Raw genomic sequence first — 17,994 nt, 5'->3', positions numbered from 1 at the left:
AGATTTTCGTTAGGTTATAAAAGAAGTAATATCGAGACCTTACTTTGAAATTCCAGATTATCAGAGTACTTTGCTCTTCTGAAGTGAGTGATGTTGGAATACCTCTGGATCGCAGTACTAATAACCAAAATTAAAGAGTAAATAGTTTATAATTTAAGTATTTATAATAGAGAAATTAGCATGTATCTAAATTTGAGCAGCAAATACCTTGAAATTACCATCAATTCAGTAAAATTGAAGAGTTTTAATGGTTTAATCATGTAAAGTATTCAATAAACTGCCGTTTTTAAATTTTATCAGACTCAGTTAAAAGAGTGGAGATTTTAATGATTTACCTCAAATCTAATTAAGAGTTAAAGTGAGAAGATGTTTTAGTTTTTATGCACCTTCCTCTCTACTAATTAAGGCGTTCTTTTTATTTGCGGCTTTTCAGACGTACGATTCTGCTTAGCAACCAATCCGGTACTTCTCTACCCTTTTCCCACTTAGCAAACCTCATCTTTTCTTTTAGGTAGTACTCTCTGTAAGCTTTTACTGAATGACTAGACTTATATTGATCTGGTAACGCCTGTACAAAAGGCTTTATATCGGTTGATTGAAAAACAAGCAAATTCTTATTACTATCACACCAATCTATAACTTCTTCTGATCTATGTTTTCTTTTATATCGCCAAGTATACTCTTTGCACAGCTCCCTTCCGTATTTTATTAACCAGAAAAAGTTCCCTTTGGATTGTCTAGCCCATAGAGAACAAGGGTGGTTTTTGTGAGTAAGTTTATATGGAACTTCTATATTCTGGTCTGTGATGCTGACTAAAGGATTTGGCACTTTTAATGCTATTGAAAAAACATTACTCAGTAACTGAGCAGTTTCTAATAGCATTTTTACTATATGCTTATCACATAACATTTTTGCCGCAATCTCTGGGTTTTCATCTAGTACAAAGATGTTCATCTAAACATCCAAAGAGCTTAAGTCTTTAATTTCATTAGCTGTAAGACCAGTAGTTTGAGCTATGATATCAATAGAAACTCCTGCTTTAAGTAGATTCTTTGCAACTTCAATTTCCCTCTCTTTTCTGCCTTTTTCATGTCCGATGAGGATGCCTTTTGCAGTAGCATCATCAAGTTTTTGAGCAAGGACAGCCTGTTCATCAAGAATACGTTTTATTTCCTGTTCATAGGCAATAAATTCTTTTTCTGACCAGTTGAACCTATTTAGTTCTTCATAGGCCTTTTTAATTATTAGATCACTACCTATTATTTTTTCCAGCTCTTCTTCACTAGTCTCATCTGCATATTTAAAGAAGTAGACCCATTTCTCAACAATACTTGAAAGCTGATCTTCTTTGGTTTTTGGAAATTTAGGCAACTCAATAAATATAAAGTAAAAATCTTTTAGATCATGTTCATTAGTATCTTCATCGCGAATGGTATGCTTTGACTTATACTCAGACTTATCAGGAAATAAAATACAGTCTGCTATAGCAATAAAGATAATTTCCTTAAGGTCATGATATTGATCGCCTTTGTCATCCTGTCTTGAATAGGCTTTAGCAGCATAGTATTGAGCACGTTTTTCAAAGCCCTTAGTTTTAGCGACCTGCATTTCGACTATCACTTGCAGCCCATTTTTATCTCTACAAAGAACATCAACAATGCTTTGTTTTTTAGAAGCAATATCAGGATCTTGAATAGTACTTAAAAACTCTATATCCTGTATTGCATTTGTTCCAGCAAAGCCGAGAATATCATTAAGAAAGTGAATAAGGATATCTTTATTTTTTTCAGTACCAAAGATGCGCTTGAACGATATATCATTCTTGGGATCGAGAAACTTCGAAAGAGCCATAGGAAATCCACTTAAAAAGCATTAATAATTATACACAATTGTGAAGAAATATTCAACTAAAATTCAAACATAGAAAGAAGCATCCCTTTTGTATATCTTTATTTGGTAGTATTAACCTGTATAATATTTATGGCAAATATCTCGATAAGGTACAAAATAGCACAAAAAGTAAGGAGCTGGAGGTTAAAGCGAGGTTATACTCAAAAAGATTTAGCGGGAAAAATTGGCGTAACGTATCAAGTAGTACTACAATATGAAAAAGGAACACGTAAAATTTCGATTGAGAAATTGTATGCTATAGCAGAAGTGTTATCGGTTGGCATCATAGATCTTATTCCTGTATCAAGTGAAAAAATTTGCCTTAAAAACGAAGAAGAGGAAATATTAAATCTAGTAAGAAAATATAAAACGATTAATGATCAAGAGTTGCGCAAGGTGTTTTACTTGCTAACAAAATTTACCCGAGTTGGTGAGAAAAGTAGTAAAAAAGCAGAGAAGGTAAAAATTGCAAAGGGTATGGTTAAAGCAGGAATTTCTGTTGATATTGTTTCACAAGCAATTGGCCTCTCTGCTAATGAGTGTGTTGAAGAAAAAACAGGTTCTATCTACTACCAAATAGGAAAAAAGATAAAAGAATGGAGGCTAGTGAGAGAGTATACTCAAAAGGATTTGGCTGAGAAAATGGATACAACACGTGATGAAATAAGCAACTATGAGCAAGGACGTGTGGCCATTTCACTGGAAAAATTATATGCAATAGCAGAAACATTATCAATTAGCATTACAGATCTGCTCATAGAGGAAGATGAGATAGTAGAAAGTGAGCTACCTGATTTAATAAAAGAATACAAAAAAATTGAGAGTCAAGAATTACGCTATGCGCTAATAAAATCTCTGTTTGAAAGCATACAAATTTGCGAAGAAAAAGTGAAAAGAGCAGAAAAGATGAAAATTGCAAAGGATTTAGTGAAAGGAGGAATTTCTACCGATATTATTTTGCAAATAACAGGCCTCTCTTTAGGCGAAATTCAACAGATTTAAAATAAAAAATCAGTATATATTAATATCTTTACTCTTAGATGAAAAAATAAGTAAAAAAGATTGAGAAATTGATTTGACTTCACTCGAAAGCTATGGCTTTATGCCAATGCTGATAAAAAACAGCAGTAAATATCTAAAAAAAGTTTGTTGTTAGTGAAAGGTAAATTATATGAATAAAAGTAAAGAAGAAATCGAATTCAGAATATTAGAAAGCAAAGGCAAAGCACTACTTGATCGTGAAATAATGGAAACGTTTCTAAGTGCAGTACATGAAAGCCCACAGGCTCAAGAAATTGCTAAAAATTTGGTGAATACTTATACAGGAGTAGGAAGGATTTTAGGTAGAGAAATGGATGACCTGAAAGTTATAGAAGGAGTAACTGATTCTGCAGTAGCAATGATTATGTGTGTTAAGGAAACACTAGAAAGGGTACTGAAAGAAAAGCTTAAGAGTGAGCCAATCATGGACTTACAAGGGATAGTAGAGTACTTAAACGTAAGTATAGGCCACTCAGAAAGGGAATGTGTAAAAATACTGTACTTGAATAAAAGGCGTCAACTAATTGGAGAAGAATCCTATATTGGTGAAATGGAAAAAGCACCAGTATACATAAAGGAAATTACAAGAAAGGCATTAATGAAAAATGCAACATCAATAATAATGTCACATAACCATCCTGGAGGGAGCTTAGAGCCATCAGAAGAAGATCAAGCAGTAACGAAGAGCTTAGCAGCAGCATGTAGTACTGTAAGCGTAAAATTGTTTGACCATATTATCATCACAAGTGGAGGCTATTTCAGCTTTCGAGAAAATGGATTGTTATAGTAGAAAGTATTTGCAAATCTACTCATTATAATTTACAATGAGTAGTAAGATGTATAAAGTTTATTGTACGCTTAAAAAGTATTTTTAATATGAGGTTTATATGACTAGTAAAGATCGGAATAAAAAGACTAATGTTAATCACAAGAAAATATTTGGTGCTCTTGAAGGCGTTGATATAAAGCAGTCTAAATTTGTGAGTAAAATTAATAACCAGAAGGAGATAAACCGGGAGGCCTCCCCTAGCAGAAACATTCGCGAAAACAAAATCAACTACGGGAAAAGCCTTGACTATGTTTATGGCACAAAACCTTTAAATGATCAAGCAGAAGATTTAAATCCATTTGCTTCAAATTTGCAAAAAATAAAACCAAGTGCAAGCGAAAGTGAAAAGTTGAGCTGGTTTAAGAGTGCTGTAGTAGAGACAAAAAACGTAAATGCATTGCATAAAGTTATAGAGCAAGTATTAGCCTCTGGAGCAAGAGTAAATGCATGTAATGATGGGGAGTGGAGCTTCGCAGAATACATGATATTGGGCACACACTTTCACAGATTAGAAAAAAGTGATCGAAAAAAGATAATGCGTAAGCTAATGCTAAGTGGTGCAGAGTTTCATGATACTCTACTACAGAATAAACTGATAGGTGAAATCTATAATGAGCTACAACCAGAAGTTCAGCCACAGATAGATGAGAGACTAGAAGAACTAGAGAAAGCTGGCGAAAGTGCTGTGCAAGAAGGAGAATTAATAGATGTTGAGATAGATAATACAACATCGTACATAGAGTTTTCTGGGAATAGCAAGGTAGAGGTAGCCAAAATACTGAGAGAGTTAGGGAGTAACATTTTAAAAATGGGTAATAATGCAGTTGAGATCAGAAGGGAGGAAGGAGGTGCAAGAAATTACGTTGATGTATCAGATGGTAGCTCCGTTGTGTTAGAATTTCCTACAAGCCTTGGTAAGCTAAATATTGTATTGTACCAGGACGTAAAAAACTGCAGTCAGGTACAAGTAAAAGTAGCGGATAAGGAAATGTGGGCTGAATTACAAAAAAGAGGAGAAGAAATTGGAAAAAATTGCCTTTTTGGGGGAGTGAAACTTAAGAAAGTGGTAGAAAGAGGTAATTTCACTAGGTGCGGCATATGGAGTGAAAAGCAGAAGGAAGTAAGTGAAAAATTGTTTTCATGGGCAGACAAAGTACGTGAAAATAGTAAAGAAACTTGTAGGGCACTTTAATTCATCAATTTAAAGGTTCCAGAGTCTGGCTATTATATCTGGAGCCTTTGAGCTATAGTATAAAATATTATATGTATGGTTCTTTTTGTGGAAAAAAGTCTAGATTATAAAGTGGGAGAAAAATTAAAAAGTTGGAGGTTAGAGAGAGGGTATACTCAGAAAGATTTAGCAGAGAAACTTGGTGTAAAGTACTGGGTAATACTTCAATATGAAAAAGGGAATCGTAGAATTTCAATTGAAAGGTTATATGCTATAACTGAGGCACTATCAATCAGTATTACGGATCTAATTCCTATATCAAAAAGCTGTCTTGAAGATGAGGGAGAAGAAATCTTAAATCTAGTAAGAGAATATAAAAAGATTAATGACCAGGAGTTACGTAAGATGTTTTGTTTACTAACCAATTTTGTCCAAGTTAGTGAAAAAAGTAGTAAAAAAGCAGAGAAAATAAAGATTGCAAAAGGTTTGGTTAAAGCAGGAGTTTCTGTTGATATTGTTGCAAAAACAATTGGCCTCTCTGCTGATGAATGCGTTGAAGAAAAAGGAGGTTCTATTTACTGCCAAATAGGAAAGAAGATAAAAGAATGGAGGCTAGTGAGAGAGTATACTCAAAAAGATTTAGTAGAAAAAATGAGTACAACACGTGACGAAATAAGCAACTATGAGCAAGGAAGGACTGCTGTTCCACTTGATAAATTATATGAAATGGCAGAAGCATTATCGATTAATATTACGGATCTACTAATAGAGGAAGGGAGTAAAGTGAAAAATGAGCTACCTGATTTGATTAAAGAATACAAAGAAATTGAGAGCCAAGAACTACGGCATGCACTAATAAAGTCTTTGTTTGAAGGGATACGGATTTGTGAGGAGAAAGTGAGAGAGATAGAAAGGATTAAAGTTGCAAAGGATTTAGTAAAAGGGGGAATTTCTATTGATATTATTTTGCAAATAATCGGTTTATCCGTTGATCAAATTGCATGAAAATTTATTTCTAAGTAAGGTATATATGTTTGTTTCTGTAAGCGATATTAGTTCTATAAGCTACAAAATAGGACAAAAAATAGAAGATAGCAGGTTAATGCGAGGGCATACTCAAGTAGAATTGGCAAGTGAAATAGGTTTAACATACCAAGAAGTAAACAGCTATGAAAATGGGTATATTCCTATTCCAATTGAAGTACTATATGTAATAGCAAGAGTATTGTCAGTTAATGCTATAGATTTATTACCCGAACCAGTAATAGTAAGGGAAGACAGCTATGAAGACGAGGAAATACTCTATCTAACGAAAATATATGAGAATCAAAAGTTAGGCAAAATAGTACCTTCATTAGTCAGGTTTGTTCATATTAGCGAAAAAATTAATCAAGAAGAGGCAAGGTTGGAAATAGCAAAAAATCTAGTGAAAGAAGGAGTTTCAGTTGACATAATTTCCCAGGCAACCGGCTTATCTATTTACGAGTATGATAATACAGAGAGAGAAATCTGCACTGATTCTATATACTACAGAATAGGGCAAAGAATAAGAGAGTGGAGGCTAATAAGAAGATATACTCAAAAAGATTTGGCAGATAAAGTTGGTGTAACACTCAAGGAAATACACGAGTATGAAATAGGATACACCGCCATATCATTTGACAAATTATATGAAATAGCAGGAGGATTATCAGTGAATATTAAAGTTCTGCTGCCTAAAACAAATGAGGATAATAAAGAAGAAAATAAGCTACTGAGTTTAATCAGAGAAGATGAAAATCAAGAATCACTAGTCAAATCTCTAACTGAAGGTATGAAAAGTAGCAAAGAAAAAGTTAAAAAAACAGAGAAAATCAAGGTTGCAAAAAATCTAGTTAGGGCGGGTGTTTCTACTGATGTTATTTTGCGAGCAAGTGGCCTAACTGCTGATGAGTGTGAAAATTGAATTGTGTTAAATAATATATTAAGATATAAGTAAAAATAGTTATATATTTAATATTTCTATACAGAATTTCTCTATCAGTTCCTGATTGTCCTCTATCATTGCCTTTGCCTCTTGCTGAAGAGATTTGATATTTTTTGATGTAATGTTATCCATGTCAGCCGACGCTAGCTTCAATTGCGATTGTATTCTTACGTATCTATTGCCTATTACTTGATTCATCTGATAATTTACGCAGTCCAGTCCAGAGGCAAACATCACATTTAACAAGGGTTTTATCCATCCTATTTTTCCGAATCTCTTTGAATTGGCTATGCTTCTATCTGTTCTGCCAGTACCTATCGATAACAGTAGAATATCATCATTTGGAAATAACCTCTTACCACTTGCATATGCACAAGCCGCTGGATTATTGGCAAACACCCCGCCATCCACTAATACTCTGTTTATCTGGTCAATTTTTAGATGTTTTGGTATAAAATAAGTAGGTGCAGCCGTTGCAGCTCTTAACACATCCCTTAATTTAATAAAATTTCTATCCTCTTTCCAGCTTTTAAAGAAAAATGGGCAGTTATTCTGAATATCGTAACTGGTAAGCAGTACATTATTTAAAGTGTTTTGTAGAGTATCATCACCAAAATATTTTTCTAATATCGATTCGATGTTTTTGTGTGGATATTGTGCACAGTTAAACCAAGATAGTATTGATTGTCTAAAAAACGAAGACTTGAAAATATATGGTCCATATTCCCGATAGAACTCAACCAAATCATTGGCTGAATATTGAGGGCTTCCTTGTTTATCTTTTTTACATAATCCAACTACAACAATTCCACCGGTTGAAGTACCTGCCATAAGATCAAAGATTTCAGCTACCCTCTTTCTTGTTCTTTTTTCTATTTCTGCGAGAATAATGGCTGGTATGATGCCTCTAATTCCACCTCCATCAACGGATAAAATATATTTAATCAATTGTAAATTTAGGTAAAGATATTAAGATTTAATTTTTCCGTTTAAAACCTGCAATTTAAACTCATCTAATTCTTCAGAAAGATTTTTTACCCTTTCCTCAAGTACTAACACTTTTTCCATTAAACCATATTCCATGAGCTTATCGTGAAGTTGTACTCTTGAGTCTAACTTGGATAACCACCATATCAATGCTACGGTTTGGATTAATATGGTGATAATTACCGTAATTGGGATTTTTTGATTTTGCATAATGATTTAAAATGTGAATTTATTATGGATAGCTAATTTGGTAACTACTATTTTGATTTATGCTGTTCCTCTGCATTTGCAAGTAGCTTAATAATTTCTCTGTAAGGTTTATTTTTATCGTGTCGCGATGCCATTACAGCCATTTTTCTAGCTCCTTTTCCGTCGTTATCTTTTATGTTAGGATTCGCACCTTTTTCTAATAAGAATCTTACAATCCCTAAATGCCCTTCACCTGCAGCATGATGTAAAGCTGTCCTTTTAAAGGCATTTCTGTCGATTACATTTATATTTACTTTCTCTTCTAATATTAGAAATTTGATAATATCTAAACATCCTTTTCTTGCCGCATAATGTAACGCTGTTTCACTCAAGTTTTGCGCCATATCCTTTACTAAAAGTTTTACTATTTCTAAGTTACAATTACTAGTAGCCGCTCGTAATGTTTTGTTATAATTATCTGTAGCTTTGGATTTTTGATAGCAATATGTAATAACAACACATACCATTAATATTATAAACCATACAAAATGTATTTTTTCCTTTTCATTATATTTTAGTTGACTCATATTCAGTAGTTTCTTTACATTGAACAGACTATATACTTATTTTTCCTTAACATCGTTTTCATTTACTTAAAGATGCTGATAATATAGTAAGATAACCTGAGCTATTTAAAGTATGCTCCGCTCTATTAATTATCCATTCACCATCTACCGCTTGATTAAAACCTATAAGACTAAGTTTAGCTTCTGCAAATAACTCCGGATTACCAGGCATAGTTATATCTAAAGTTTCATTGTTACGCTTCAATTGTTTTAATTTGGCATTTGCTGCACTTAGTGCTGACTCTGCATTTGAGTAAAGTTCCAGCATAATATAACTTGGCTCACTGCTACCAACTGTTTCTTTAATAGTTTCGCCCTTTTCATAGCTATGCCATTTTGCTACTACTGAATTGTATTTATCACGTACGGTAAAATGCACTTTCCAATTAATTGTGTCTTGAGGTCTAATAGTAGTTGTTCCTAAAGCTTTTCCTGTGGCTGATTTTGCCATATTTTTTGAAATAAATAATATGTACCCACCAGCTAATTTTGCCATTGCTTCGCGTTCTACTGCTATTTTAGTTAACAAACTGATATCACTTTCATCTATTTGGTTAATGTGGGGTATCAATATATCCTTAAATTCTTCAGCAACTTTATATCCATATCCATGTTTTTGAGCTATTTCTTTCACTAAGTTTTCTATGGTAATTTGATGCCATTCTTTTGATACCTTTGCTTTTAAAGATATTCTTAAATTTGTTGCATGAGCTTTTATTAGTAGAGTTTTAGGTGGACCCTGTATAGTCACTTCGTTGACTGTATATATACCCATTGGAAAGATTCCCGTTTCCTTATAACCTAATGATATGTTCAATTCATTTGGAACTTCTACATTTTCATTGTCATAGTTAACACATATCTCTGCAACATCGTCTATGGTACCAGATTCATCAGTAAGATGTACCGATATTACATGATCTTTTATTCCTTCAATGCTGAATTCAGGTTTCATTTACTCCCATACTTTTAACTTCGATTTTTTTAATTGCTTTTGTATTATAGGTAACCTGATCTTTAATCCTGCAGGCAAAAAACTTCCATATTCTGCAAGGCCTGGATTTTCAAGCAATAGTTCCTCTACTGTTCCAGAGCTATGTCCATAGTGTTTAAAACATATGTAATCTAACATTTCTTTTTCTCGGGTTATATAATGTACTGTCATACATAACTCCTTAAACTTAAGCTAAATTCAACCTTTTTTGGTAATCCACAGGGAAAATACGACGTTTGCTTTTCTTCTAACCGCACAATAACAAATCTTCCCAAAACATTTCCTAAACTGTCTACTAAGATACTTGGTTCCTGATTTTTCTCAGCTTCTTTCATACTTTTTAATCGATTTAAATCATTAAGATTATGGAAATAAATTACTCCTTCTAAGTCTATATTTTCTGTACCTTGGCCAATATTTTGTAATGAAGGTGTTTTACCAATACACTCAATAGTACTCCAACGATTTTCTTTACTATACCTTACACTTGTTGGAGAAAGCTTATGTTGACCAAGTGATAGCATTAGTAAATCGGCTCTATTGAATCAAACAGAACGTCACGCGATTTTTCTCTTATTCTTTTTATCACTGCATCGGCAAGACTACGTACATCTTGGTTAGGTTCTGCTTTTATACTTATATTAAATGTAAAAGTTTGATTGAAAATTTTTTGTTCACACTTTTCACAGTCTTTTAAAACTTTCTCTGAATTATCTGCTACTGAACTTTTTTCTGTAATTACACTAGCACTTTCAATCATATTCGTTCTACTATTCGAAATTCCACTAAAAGCATTATTGTGCAGTAAAGGATTTTCTTTACTAAAAACATTATTTTTACTGATTATCTTAGTTGTACCGCCTATTTTTGCTTTTACTGGTTTCTCTAATGCTTTTATTGGACTATCATTAAACAATTTTCCCAAACCAATCCAATTTTCTATAGGTTTTGCAATTGATTTCCAGATACTTGAGAAAAAGTCCTTTACCTTTTGCCAATTAGCGATTACAAGCGCTGCACCAGCTGATAGTCCAGCAACAGCAGCTCCTATAGGATTGGTAGCCACAGCTAGCGTTAAAGTTTTCAGTCCCATGATTACTGCTGGAATTACTCGAGCTGATAATGAAGTTAATACTGGCAAAAGTGTTCCCTGCAAAATAGCCTTAAAAGTTAATATTCCACCTCCAGCCAATGCAAATGCATAACCAAAACCTACCACTGCAATCTTACCAATAATAAGAGCTGAAATTATGCTCATAACTCCTGTAGTTAAAATTGGACACTTCTCTGCGAACCAAGCTATACCTGTAGATATAGACCTCAAAATCTTACTTATCCAATTTAAAGGAGGTAGCATAACTGACCCTAAGTTCATTCCTAGTTCTGCTATTGTATTTTTGAGTAGCTGCAAATTATTTGCTGTAGTCCTTGCGCGATTGTCAAATTCTTCTTGCATGGAATGTTTATACTTTTCTTTGTCAGCTACAAAAGCTATGGCATCTTCATATTTTTTTAGGCTTCCAACTATCAATGCAATATCATCTTGATATTCTTGACCAAAGAGATTGAGAAGGATTTGTGAACGTTCTTGTTTATCTACTTTCTCTAAAGTTTTAAAAAAGTAGAGTAATGCTTCTTGACCATTTTGAGCGATTTTTTGTGACATCTCTTCTGCAGTTATGCCTATGGATTCCAATGCTGCTTTAAATTCTTTGCCTTGTCCTTCAGCAGTTTGAAGTTTGCTAAGTAGAGCATTTATAGCAGTTGCAGCTTTTGCTGGTTGTTTACCTAAACTAACGAAGGCATTTACTAAACTACTTGTTTCCTTGATATCAAGACCAAATTGTTTTGCAGTACCACCAACTATTGCTAGAGCTTCAACCATATCTTTTGCTTTTGCAGCACTGTTATCTGACAAGTGGTTGATCACATTACCAACATGTTCCATTTCACTAACATCAATTCCATAAACGTTAGAAAGTTTAGCTATGGAATCACCAGCTTGTTCGGCAGACATGTCAAATGCTGTGGCCATTTTAGCTACTGTTGTGGTAAATCCAAGTAGCTTATTTTTGTCAATACCAAGTTGTCCACCACTTGCAGCTATTTGTGCTAACTCTGCAGCTGATAGCGGTATTTCACGGGATAATTTTTTTATATTCTCACTGAATTCGTTCATTTCTTCATCATACTGAAACTTTACAACTTTCTTAACATCAGCCATGGCAGATTCAAAGTCAATCGCAACTTTAATTGGTGCTGCAAGTGAAAGACCTAGTCCTATAGTCTCCATTACTTGTGATCTATAATGCGCTTTTTTTGCCAAAGCATTTTGCTGTTTTTGTATTACAGATCCTAATTTACTGTATTTTCCTTTAAGTACTTCAATAGATGAACCAAGTTTAGTTTGATCCCTCACTAAAGATTTAATATCCTTTCCACTTTTCCTGATTTCTTCATTTAATGTGTGAAGTGCATCTCTCTTTTTAATATAAGCCTCTTTTGCCTTTGATGCCGATACTTTCAATTTTTCGAATTCATTTCTCAGTGCTTTGCTTGGCTCTTTTTTTTCCTTCTTCTCTTTAGCAATTGCTGCGGCTGATTCTTTTGCTTTCTTCTCCGCTTCCTTCCAATTCTTCATAGCTTCAAGGGCATCATGATTTAGTTGCTTAAATTTGGAAACAGATTTCATTGACGAATCAAGCTGCTTTATACTATCGCCCAACTTAGAAAGCTTTGCTGCACTACCTGTCATTGCATTGTTAAAACTACCATCTAACGTCGCACCTATTTTTATTGAAAGCATTGACATTTTTTTGTTACTCCTTCACTTACTTCTAACCACTTTAGAAACTCTTTTATACTCATATTAATAATTTGCTCAATTCCACTTCCTGTTGTTGAGCTAAGTTTTAAAATATTGAATCTTAACTCCTCTGTTCCAGCGGCGACAAAAAATCTTTTAGCACCTTCTGTATTTCTACATAATCTTTAATACATAAATCTTCAACTACTTCTTTTGGTACGGATGCTAGATTAGCAATTAAAGCTACTTCTTTTAAAGCTTCGCCTTCTATGCGTTCTATAGCAAGTAAATCTCTTACTTTAGGTTCACGCATCGATAATTCTGAGACAGAAATCCCGTCAATTGTTATTGGGTTATTAAGTGTTATAGTGTGCATTATCGCCTCCTTAAAAATAAAATTTCAAATATGTTTTTTATATGCCTAAAACCATCTGAAGTAGTGCCATTTGATCAACACCATTTATCTTTCTAATCATATTTTCAGCATCGATTTCTATTAATTCATTACCACCTATAGTAAGTTTATAGTAATGGACAGCTACAGTGCATTTGAGCGTTGCTTTTTCAGCAGGTTTCCAGCTACCAAAGTCAAACTCTTTAAAAATGCCTCTTAAATTGATTATTACTCCTTCAATATCATTACCTTGCATTCCACCACGGAGCGTCAAAGAAACTGAATTCCCATTTATTAGACCAAATAGCCTAAACAGCTCTGTATCGTATTCAGAAAAAGTGAAATCTGCTTCAAGCTTCTCCATGCCCATATCAATATTTATTGGAATATCCATACCACCAGCTCTGTACTCTTCTGTTTTTATGGTAAGCTTCGGTAAGGTTATCTCATCTATTTTTCCTGCATAACCACGACCATCTACGAATACATTAAAATTCTTTAAAATCTTCGGTAACATCTCTTTCTCCCATTTTTATAATATTGTACCACTCACAAGATGTGACCTGAAAGTAATCTGTTCTGCTGGATATGGTGGTGTAAACTCAAAGTCAAAATACACTTTCCCGCTTGCAATATTCGCAGGCGTATTGAGTTCTGGAGTTGCATAACATTTTCCGCTAATAATCGCTCCTTGTGCTTTTAAACTTGATAGGTATGAATTCACCCCCTCAATCACATCATCTATATAAGTTTTGGTAATATTGCGATCAACTGCCCAGAGGTGAGCTCTAAGTAAACTATCATTGATTAAATCTGCAGTCCTTCTCACTGACAAAAAAGCCCATTTTGAGTCATTTGAACATGTTCTATTTCCCCAAAGCCTGTAGCCATTTTGATGAATTATCGTTGTTACTTCATTTTCATTTAAATGATTTGCTCTACAATTTGTATTACCGGGCGTAAAATCAATAGGCCTGCTTGTGCCAACAATACCGTTTATCTCTTTATTTGAAGGTGAGTACCAGAAGCCTTGCTCGCTGTCTATCTTAGCTATTAAACCAGCTACAAATGGACTCGATGGCAAGATTTCTTCTTTTCCTTCAATAAATACCTTAACCCAAGGATCAACTACGTAAACTCTTGAGCTGCCTACACTTTTTCTCCATTTTATTGCTTCTTCATCATTAGTATTTGGCCCATCTGTTACTATTATGCTTCTCAGCTTTTCTGCTATAGAAATTAATGCTGCAACTACTGGATTTTTGCCATCTTCTGGTAGTTGGTGAGTAAATTGAGGTGCAATTAATATTCTTGGAGCAACATGAACTATGCTTTCACTACTGAGGAATGCTTGAATCCCTTGATACTCTCCAGTCTCTTTATCAACACCGCCAATTATATTTTTCAGCGTCTCTTCTTCTTTTAATTTTGGATCGCTGTTTTCACTTTCTTTAACTCGAATAACTACTACTGTTGCACCAACTTGTGTCAAGATAGAGCTTACTGCTTGTGGAAGGGTACCTGTTTTACCAAGCTTTACAGCCTCTTTTAAGCTTCCTGCAATTAACACTGGTTTATTTAGCGGAAATTTTTGCTCATCAGCTTCAGGTGCAGTACCAATTACACCTATCACTGATGATTTAGCTGTACGTACTGTTTTTGCCCCTGAGGTTACCTCAATAACATTTACTCCGTGTAAAAATTCTTCAGCCATTTCTTTGTATTTTTTTCCTGAAATCATCTAGCAAAGTCTGTAGCTCATTTTCACTTTTGGCTTCTTCAATCTTTCTTTTGGCTAAATCTTCAAGCTCTTCACATTTAATTATTGCTTTTACTGCTTTTTTCACTTTTTCCTCGATTATTCCTGCCATTTCAATAACCGTAATACCACGTACTTTTGCTAGAGGTTCAATAACTTCTACATCTTTATCATTTAGTTGTGCTTCTTTAGTTGCTAAAATATTCTCCGCGGCTTTCGCTTGTATCGCATACGATTTGGATTTCTGATGAGAAGATCCTGCGTATTTGTTAGCATAATTATTAAAATAAACACGGATGCTATCAAGTGTAGAAAGCTTCGCATTTTCCAATAATTCCAGCTCAATATCTTCCTTATTCCTTTCAACAATTTTCTCTCCTTCTGTTAAACAATAACTTTTTTGCCAGTCAAAATTCTTTGGTGCTTCATACCAATCATTTCCAGTTGGCTTGTTTTCAAGTGTTGTTGTTTCAATCTGCTTGTGGTTTTCAAAACGTATATAAATAGTCATAAATTCCTCCTCATTGCCATATTTGATTAGTTCGTTCTAATCCTGGACATTGCCAAGCTTTTAGCGTTCTCTCCACATCTACTTCAAGTCCTGTAGTTAGAACATTGCTACGTATGTTATAAATCCCCCACTGAATAAATTGACCATAGTTGTGTACATAATTTGATGCAAGCATACCTTGACTAACTTGTGTTCTGGAATACAGATAAGATGATGTGTAAAGTAATATTGCAACTGTTTTTCCTGCTGGAATCTCCACATTACCAGATCCAGCTAATTTGCTATCAGAACTCGTGTATTGGTAAACATTTTTCCATACTATTTTTGAAATACTTGATTTATTAGAATTAGTATTATCAGGAGTTCCCACAAATAATCCTGCTCCCCCATACTCCGTACTCGAATACGATGATCCAACAAATTCCATTGTCTTATTTATGTTCACATTGGTTGTATTTTTTACAAATACTACTCCAAGTGCAGCATATGGGTAATAGTATATCTCATCATAACTACCAGAAAAACTTTTTGTGCATAACTCTCCGTAAATAAATGTTCCTTTACTTCCCTCTATAAAACTGAGTTGTCTTGGCCGATAAAAACTAACGTAATCTGTATCGTATGTATGGCTACCTGCTAGTAGTTGTAACATATAGTCAGTTTTTGTTATATCACTACTCCACTTTCCAAGCTCTGTCGTAAAAGTTCCGTGGCCAAAGTAATTATTTTTTCTTCCAAGTACACCAAATAATAAAGGTAATGACCCTGGTTCAACCATATTGCGCTTTCTTATTTCTTGTGTAAGCGACACTTTCAGCTCATCATCTCTAGTTTTTATCTCGTTTGTAAGGGATGTTTTTAATTGGTTATCACGAGTTTCTATTTCCCTAATAATTGATGAGCCAGATGGTACATTATTAACAGCACGAAAATCTTCTACTAAACCTTTAAGACCATCTTTATGACTGTTACTAATGCTATTTATTGCTGCAATATTGGCATTCTTTCTCGTATCAAGTAGCGATAAATTTGTTGTTCCTTTTTCATCAATTCTCTTTAATAACTGCTTCTCTGATTCAGAGATCACTGCTAAAGAACTAGCTTTTTTATTATCCAGATCAGTTAAGTGTTTTTTTGCACTATCAAGAAGTTCTTTTAGCTTACCATCAGTCATCTGTACAATTTCAGAAACTGCACTTTTGTCGACTATTGATTCCAATGCTTTAGCAAGATATGCTAATTGATCTGGTGTACTGTTTTCTGCTAAATCCTTAAGCCTCTTTTCTAGTGCATCAATTATCTCTTTTACCTCAGTCATCTGCACAATGTCAGCAATAGCTTTTTTATCTGCTATCAACTCCAGCGATTTTGCAAGATATGCCAGTTGATCAGGTGTGCTGTTTGCTGCTAAATCCTTTATCCTTTGATGTAACGCTTCTATTGCTTCTTTCATTCCCAAAAATTCAAAAAAGTTTCAAATCTAAATCGTTTAAAATTATTTTTTAGTTGATTATGCTCATCTTCTCTTTCGGTAATATCTTCATCTATTTTTTCTATAGCTCTTCGAATACGTACTACATCTTCCACTGCAATGTTTTCTGGATGTGGTAGTGTATATCCTCGTTTGCTTTGTTCATTTGGCATTGATTCAAGTAATAATCACTCGCAAATTTTTTACTTTAGGACGATAGATAACCGTTCCACTTAAAACTAATTTTATCCTTGTCTCATTGCCATTAAAGTTTGTCAGCACATGAGTTCTCTCTACCCAATTTTCTCCAATTGGTTTTCCTGATGTTAAATTCACTAATTGCCAATCCACATTTTTTTGCACATATGCTTTAACATCTGCAGTGCCAGGTATTAGCGCATCATATGTTATGGTAATCTTAGTGTTAGCTCCTGCTGTAATACTTCTTGTAACATAATCTCCAGACTCTGAAAGATTACCCATAACTAGCTGTAACCCAGGATATAGCACTGGACTTTTCTCTCGCCCTCCTTTTAGGCTTGCTTTTACCGTTAATTCCCCATTTATTCTTTCACGCAGTGCAAGCGGCAAATTATCAGACAAAAAGTTTTCTCTTCCCTCTTCATCTGTTAAGATAAATTCTACATTAGTATCAAATGCTACTTTTTCGACGTTCGTCAAAACAATTAAATCTGATACATTATTTGCAGTAACCTTGCCAAGATCAATAATGTGAGAAACTTCGCTAAATTTTGCAGCCAAAAGCCGAAACGTTAAATCTAAGTTCTGATGTGGAGTCCACGTACTTGCATTGCTTGATGATAGTAATACTCCTACTTGATATGGCTGACTCGTTACCCAGCGGCTATTTACTGCATCATATTTGCCAAGTTCTGCTATTTTGACTGTTGTCTCTGAATCATCGGTAAGTAAAACTATTGCATATTCTTGCCCTGCATGGCAAAACACTGGTGACCAAGTAATACGTGTTGCTGTGCCATCTATCTTTATATCTTTTGGCTCAATATAGCTTTCAGCAATGACAGTCTGCGAGGGCATTCCTACTGCCGTTTCTCTAATCTGCACAACAACACGTTTTTTGCCTTTATTTACAAACCATAGCTCCACACCTCCTATGTGTCTGCTTTCATTTAGAGTAAATGTTTGCGCTAAAGGATCAACTCGTCTTGCTGCAATAACTCTTCTTCTTTCTTCTATGGTAATTGTTTTTTTACCAGTATACGTTGCTTCTCCATAGCTTCCTTTATCTCCATAAAATTGCACCAATTTAGTACCTGCTGTAATATTTGCCGGCACTTTCACCTTTCCTTTTAATTTTCCCTGATTGTTAGCTTCCAC

21 protein-coding genes are annotated in these 17,994 nt (G+C 34.2%); 5 read left to right on the top strand and 16 right to left on the bottom strand.

The window, feature by feature from the left end:
- Positions 1-415 precede the first annotated feature (415 nt).
- Positions 416-955 (bottom strand): pyrimidine dimer DNA glycosylase/endonuclease V, encoded by a 540-nt coding sequence (locus tag AAGD93_RS02455; protein WP_010082266.1) that lies wholly within the window; start codon positions 953-955, stop codon positions 416-418.
- On the bottom strand, positions 956-1,852 hold the full coding sequence (locus tag AAGD93_RS02450; RefSeq protein WP_341819770.1) for an Rpn family recombination-promoting nuclease/putative transposase: 897 nt from the start codon (positions 1,850-1,852) through the stop codon (positions 956-958).
- 129 nt (positions 1,853-1,981) lie between these two features.
- Between AAGD93_RS02450 and AAGD93_RS02445 the strand changes: the two genes are divergently transcribed.
- From AAGD93_RS02445 to AAGD93_RS02425, 5 genes are all read left to right on the top strand, one after another.
- Positions 1,982-2,893, top strand: coding sequence for a helix-turn-helix transcriptional regulator (locus AAGD93_RS02445; RefSeq protein ID WP_341819769.1), 912 nt, complete (start codon positions 1,982-1,984; stop codon positions 2,891-2,893).
- A 169-nt stretch (positions 2,894-3,062) separates the two neighbouring features.
- Positions 3,063-3,719: a RadC family protein gene (locus AAGD93_RS02440; protein ID WP_006280787.1), complete on the top strand. Its 657-nt coding sequence runs from the start codon at positions 3,063-3,065 to the stop codon at positions 3,717-3,719.
- Positions 3,720-3,819: 100 nt separating this feature from the next.
- Positions 3,820-4,953, top strand: a complete 1,134-nt coding sequence (locus AAGD93_RS02435; RefSeq protein WP_007549714.1) for a hypothetical protein — start codon at positions 3,820-3,822, stop codon at positions 4,951-4,953.
- Between the two features lie 75 nt (positions 4,954-5,028).
- On the top strand, positions 5,029-5,937 hold the full coding sequence (locus AAGD93_RS02430; RefSeq protein ID WP_006280075.1) for a helix-turn-helix domain-containing protein: 909 nt from the start codon (positions 5,029-5,031) through the stop codon (positions 5,935-5,937).
- Positions 5,938-5,962: 25 nt separating this feature from the next.
- A complete protein-coding gene (locus AAGD93_RS02425) occupies positions 5,963-6,877 on the top strand; it encodes a helix-turn-helix domain-containing protein (RefSeq protein WP_341819768.1) in 915 nt (304 codons plus the stop codon).
- 39 nt (positions 6,878-6,916) lie between these two features.
- Here the strand turns inward: AAGD93_RS02425 and AAGD93_RS02420 are convergent, their stop codons facing one another.
- The 14 genes from AAGD93_RS02420 to AAGD93_RS02355 all read right to left on the bottom strand — a co-directional run bounded on the left by AAGD93_RS02420 (position 6,917) and on the right by AAGD93_RS02355 (position 17,994).
- The gene (locus AAGD93_RS02420) at positions 6,917-7,846 is read right to left on the bottom strand and encodes a patatin-like phospholipase family protein (protein ID WP_341819767.1); all 930 of its coding nucleotides are present in this window, start codon (positions 7,844-7,846) and stop codon (positions 6,917-6,919) included.
- A 21-nt stretch (positions 7,847-7,867) separates the two neighbouring features.
- Complete coding sequence (locus AAGD93_RS02415) at positions 7,868-8,095, bottom strand: hypothetical protein (RefSeq protein WP_341819766.1); 228 nt, start codon at positions 8,093-8,095, stop codon at positions 7,868-7,870.
- Between the two features lie 47 nt (positions 8,096-8,142).
- On the bottom strand, positions 8,143-8,661 hold the full coding sequence (locus tag AAGD93_RS02410) for an ankyrin repeat domain-containing protein (RefSeq protein WP_341819765.1): 519 nt from the start codon (positions 8,659-8,661) through the stop codon (positions 8,143-8,145).
- Positions 8,662-8,719: 58 nt separating this feature from the next.
- Entirely contained in the window at positions 8,720-9,655 is a 936-nt protein-coding gene (locus AAGD93_RS02405; RefSeq protein WP_341819764.1) for a contractile injection system protein, VgrG/Pvc8 family, read from the bottom strand.
- Positions 9,656-9,865 carry a tail protein X gene (locus AAGD93_RS02400; protein ID WP_341819763.1) on the bottom strand — a complete coding sequence of 70 codons (210 nt, stop codon included), beginning with the start codon at positions 9,863-9,865 and terminating at the stop codon, positions 9,656-9,658. It abuts the gene before it with no gap.
- Complete coding sequence (locus tag AAGD93_RS02395) at positions 9,862-10,218, bottom strand: phage tail protein (protein ID WP_341819762.1); 357 nt, start codon at positions 10,216-10,218, stop codon at positions 9,862-9,864. Before AAGD93_RS02395 ends, AAGD93_RS02400 begins: the two co-directional genes overlap by 4 nt.
- Positions 10,218-12,506 (bottom strand): phage tail tape measure protein, encoded by a 2,289-nt coding sequence (locus AAGD93_RS02390; protein WP_341819761.1) that lies wholly within the window; start codon positions 12,504-12,506, stop codon positions 10,218-10,220. Before AAGD93_RS02390 ends, AAGD93_RS02395 begins: the two co-directional genes overlap by 1 nt.
- Positions 12,507-12,621: 115 nt before the next feature.
- Positions 12,622-12,876, bottom strand: a complete 255-nt coding sequence (locus tag AAGD93_RS02385) for a phage tail assembly protein (protein ID WP_264724065.1) — start codon at positions 12,874-12,876, stop codon at positions 12,622-12,624.
- A gap of 37 nt (positions 12,877-12,913) precedes the next feature.
- A complete protein-coding gene (locus AAGD93_RS02380; RefSeq protein WP_341819760.1) occupies positions 12,914-13,411 on the bottom strand; it encodes a phage major tail tube protein in 498 nt (165 codons plus the stop codon).
- Positions 13,412-13,426: 15 nt separating this feature from the next.
- Complete coding sequence (locus AAGD93_RS02375; RefSeq protein ID WP_341819892.1) at positions 13,427-14,608, bottom strand: phage tail sheath subtilisin-like domain-containing protein; 1,182 nt, start codon at positions 14,606-14,608, stop codon at positions 13,427-13,429.
- Positions 14,601-15,164: a hypothetical protein gene (locus AAGD93_RS02370; protein WP_341819759.1), complete on the bottom strand. Its 564-nt coding sequence runs from the start codon at positions 15,162-15,164 to the stop codon at positions 14,601-14,603. The genes AAGD93_RS02375 and AAGD93_RS02370 overlap by 8 nt, the downstream gene beginning before the upstream one ends.
- Before the next feature lie 10 nt (positions 15,165-15,174).
- Positions 15,175-16,617, bottom strand: coding sequence for a hypothetical protein (locus tag AAGD93_RS02365; protein WP_341819758.1), 1,443 nt, complete (start codon positions 16,615-16,617; stop codon positions 15,175-15,177).
- Positions 16,614-16,808 carry a hypothetical protein gene (locus tag AAGD93_RS02360; protein WP_341819757.1) on the bottom strand — a complete coding sequence of 65 codons (195 nt, stop codon included), beginning with the start codon at positions 16,806-16,808 and terminating at the stop codon, positions 16,614-16,616. Before AAGD93_RS02360 ends, AAGD93_RS02365 begins: the two co-directional genes overlap by 4 nt.
- A 4-nt stretch (positions 16,809-16,812) precedes the next feature.
- Positions 16,813-17,994: a hypothetical protein gene (locus AAGD93_RS02355; RefSeq protein ID WP_341819756.1), complete on the bottom strand. Its 1,182-nt coding sequence runs from the start codon at positions 17,992-17,994 to the stop codon at positions 16,813-16,815.

The sequence above is a fragment of the Wolbachia endosymbiont (group A) of Brachyopa scutellaris genome, from assembly GCF_964026995.1.
Taxonomy (GTDB): Bacteria; Pseudomonadota; Alphaproteobacteria; order Rickettsiales; family Anaplasmataceae; genus Wolbachia; species Wolbachia pipientis.
Note: the sequence above shows the minus strand (reverse complement) of the source record. Positions and strands in the feature narration are given on the sequence as shown.

Bases quoted from the DNA above. Each gene is read 5' to 3' on its own strand.
- AAGD93_RS02410 (WP_341819765.1), bottom strand. From the start codon at position 8,661: ATGAGTCAACTAAAATATAATGAAAAGGAAAAAATACATTTTGTATGG.
- AAGD93_RS02375 (WP_341819892.1), bottom strand. From the start codon at position 14,608: ATGGCTGAAGAATTTTTACACGGAGTAAATGTTATTGAGGTAACCTCA.
- AAGD93_RS02400 (WP_341819763.1), bottom strand. From the start codon at position 9,865: ATGACAGTACATTATATAACCCGAGAAAAAGAAATGTTAGATTACATA.
- AAGD93_RS02425 (WP_341819768.1), top strand. From the start codon at position 5,963: ATGTTTGTTTCTGTAAGCGATATTAGTTCTATAAGCTACAAAATAGGA.
- AAGD93_RS02360 (WP_341819757.1), bottom strand. From the start codon at position 16,808: ATGCCAAATGAACAAAGCAAACGAGGATATACACTACCACATCCAGAA.
- AAGD93_RS02450 (WP_341819770.1), bottom strand. From the start codon at position 1,852: ATGGCTCTTTCGAAGTTTCTCGATCCCAAGAATGATATATCGTTCAAG.
- AAGD93_RS02385 (WP_264724065.1), bottom strand. From the start codon at position 12,876: ATGCACACTATAACACTTAATAACCCAATAACAATTGACGGGATTTCT.
- AAGD93_RS02435 (WP_007549714.1), top strand. From the start codon at position 3,820: ATGACTAGTAAAGATCGGAATAAAAAGACTAATGTTAATCACAAGAAA.
- AAGD93_RS02455 (WP_010082266.1), bottom strand. From the start codon at position 955: ATGAACATCTTTGTACTAGATGAAAACCCAGAGATTGCGGCAAAAATG.
- AAGD93_RS02395 (WP_341819762.1), bottom strand. From the start codon at position 10,218: ATGCTATCACTTGGTCAACATAAGCTTTCTCCAACAAGTGTAAGGTAT.
- AAGD93_RS02430 (WP_006280075.1), top strand. From the start codon at position 5,029: ATGGTTCTTTTTGTGGAAAAAAGTCTAGATTATAAAGTGGGAGAAAAA.
- AAGD93_RS02445 (WP_341819769.1), top strand. From the start codon at position 1,982: ATGGCAAATATCTCGATAAGGTACAAAATAGCACAAAAAGTAAGGAGC.
- AAGD93_RS02380 (WP_341819760.1), bottom strand. From the start codon at position 13,411: ATGTTACCGAAGATTTTAAAGAATTTTAATGTATTCGTAGATGGTCGT.
- AAGD93_RS02405 (WP_341819764.1), bottom strand. From the start codon at position 9,655: ATGAAACCTGAATTCAGCATTGAAGGAATAAAAGATCATGTAATATCG.
- AAGD93_RS02365 (WP_341819758.1), bottom strand. From the start codon at position 16,617: ATGAAAGAAGCAATAGAAGCGTTACATCAAAGGATAAAGGATTTAGCA.
- AAGD93_RS02415 (WP_341819766.1), bottom strand. From the start codon at position 8,095: ATGCAAAATCAAAAAATCCCAATTACGGTAATTATCACCATATTAATC.
- AAGD93_RS02370 (WP_341819759.1), bottom strand. From the start codon at position 15,164: ATGACTATTTATATACGTTTTGAAAACCACAAGCAGATTGAAACAACA.
- AAGD93_RS02390 (WP_341819761.1), bottom strand. From the start codon at position 12,506: ATGTCAATGCTTTCAATAAAAATAGGTGCGACGTTAGATGGTAGTTTT.
- AAGD93_RS02440 (WP_006280787.1), top strand. From the start codon at position 3,063: ATGAATAAAAGTAAAGAAGAAATCGAATTCAGAATATTAGAAAGCAAA.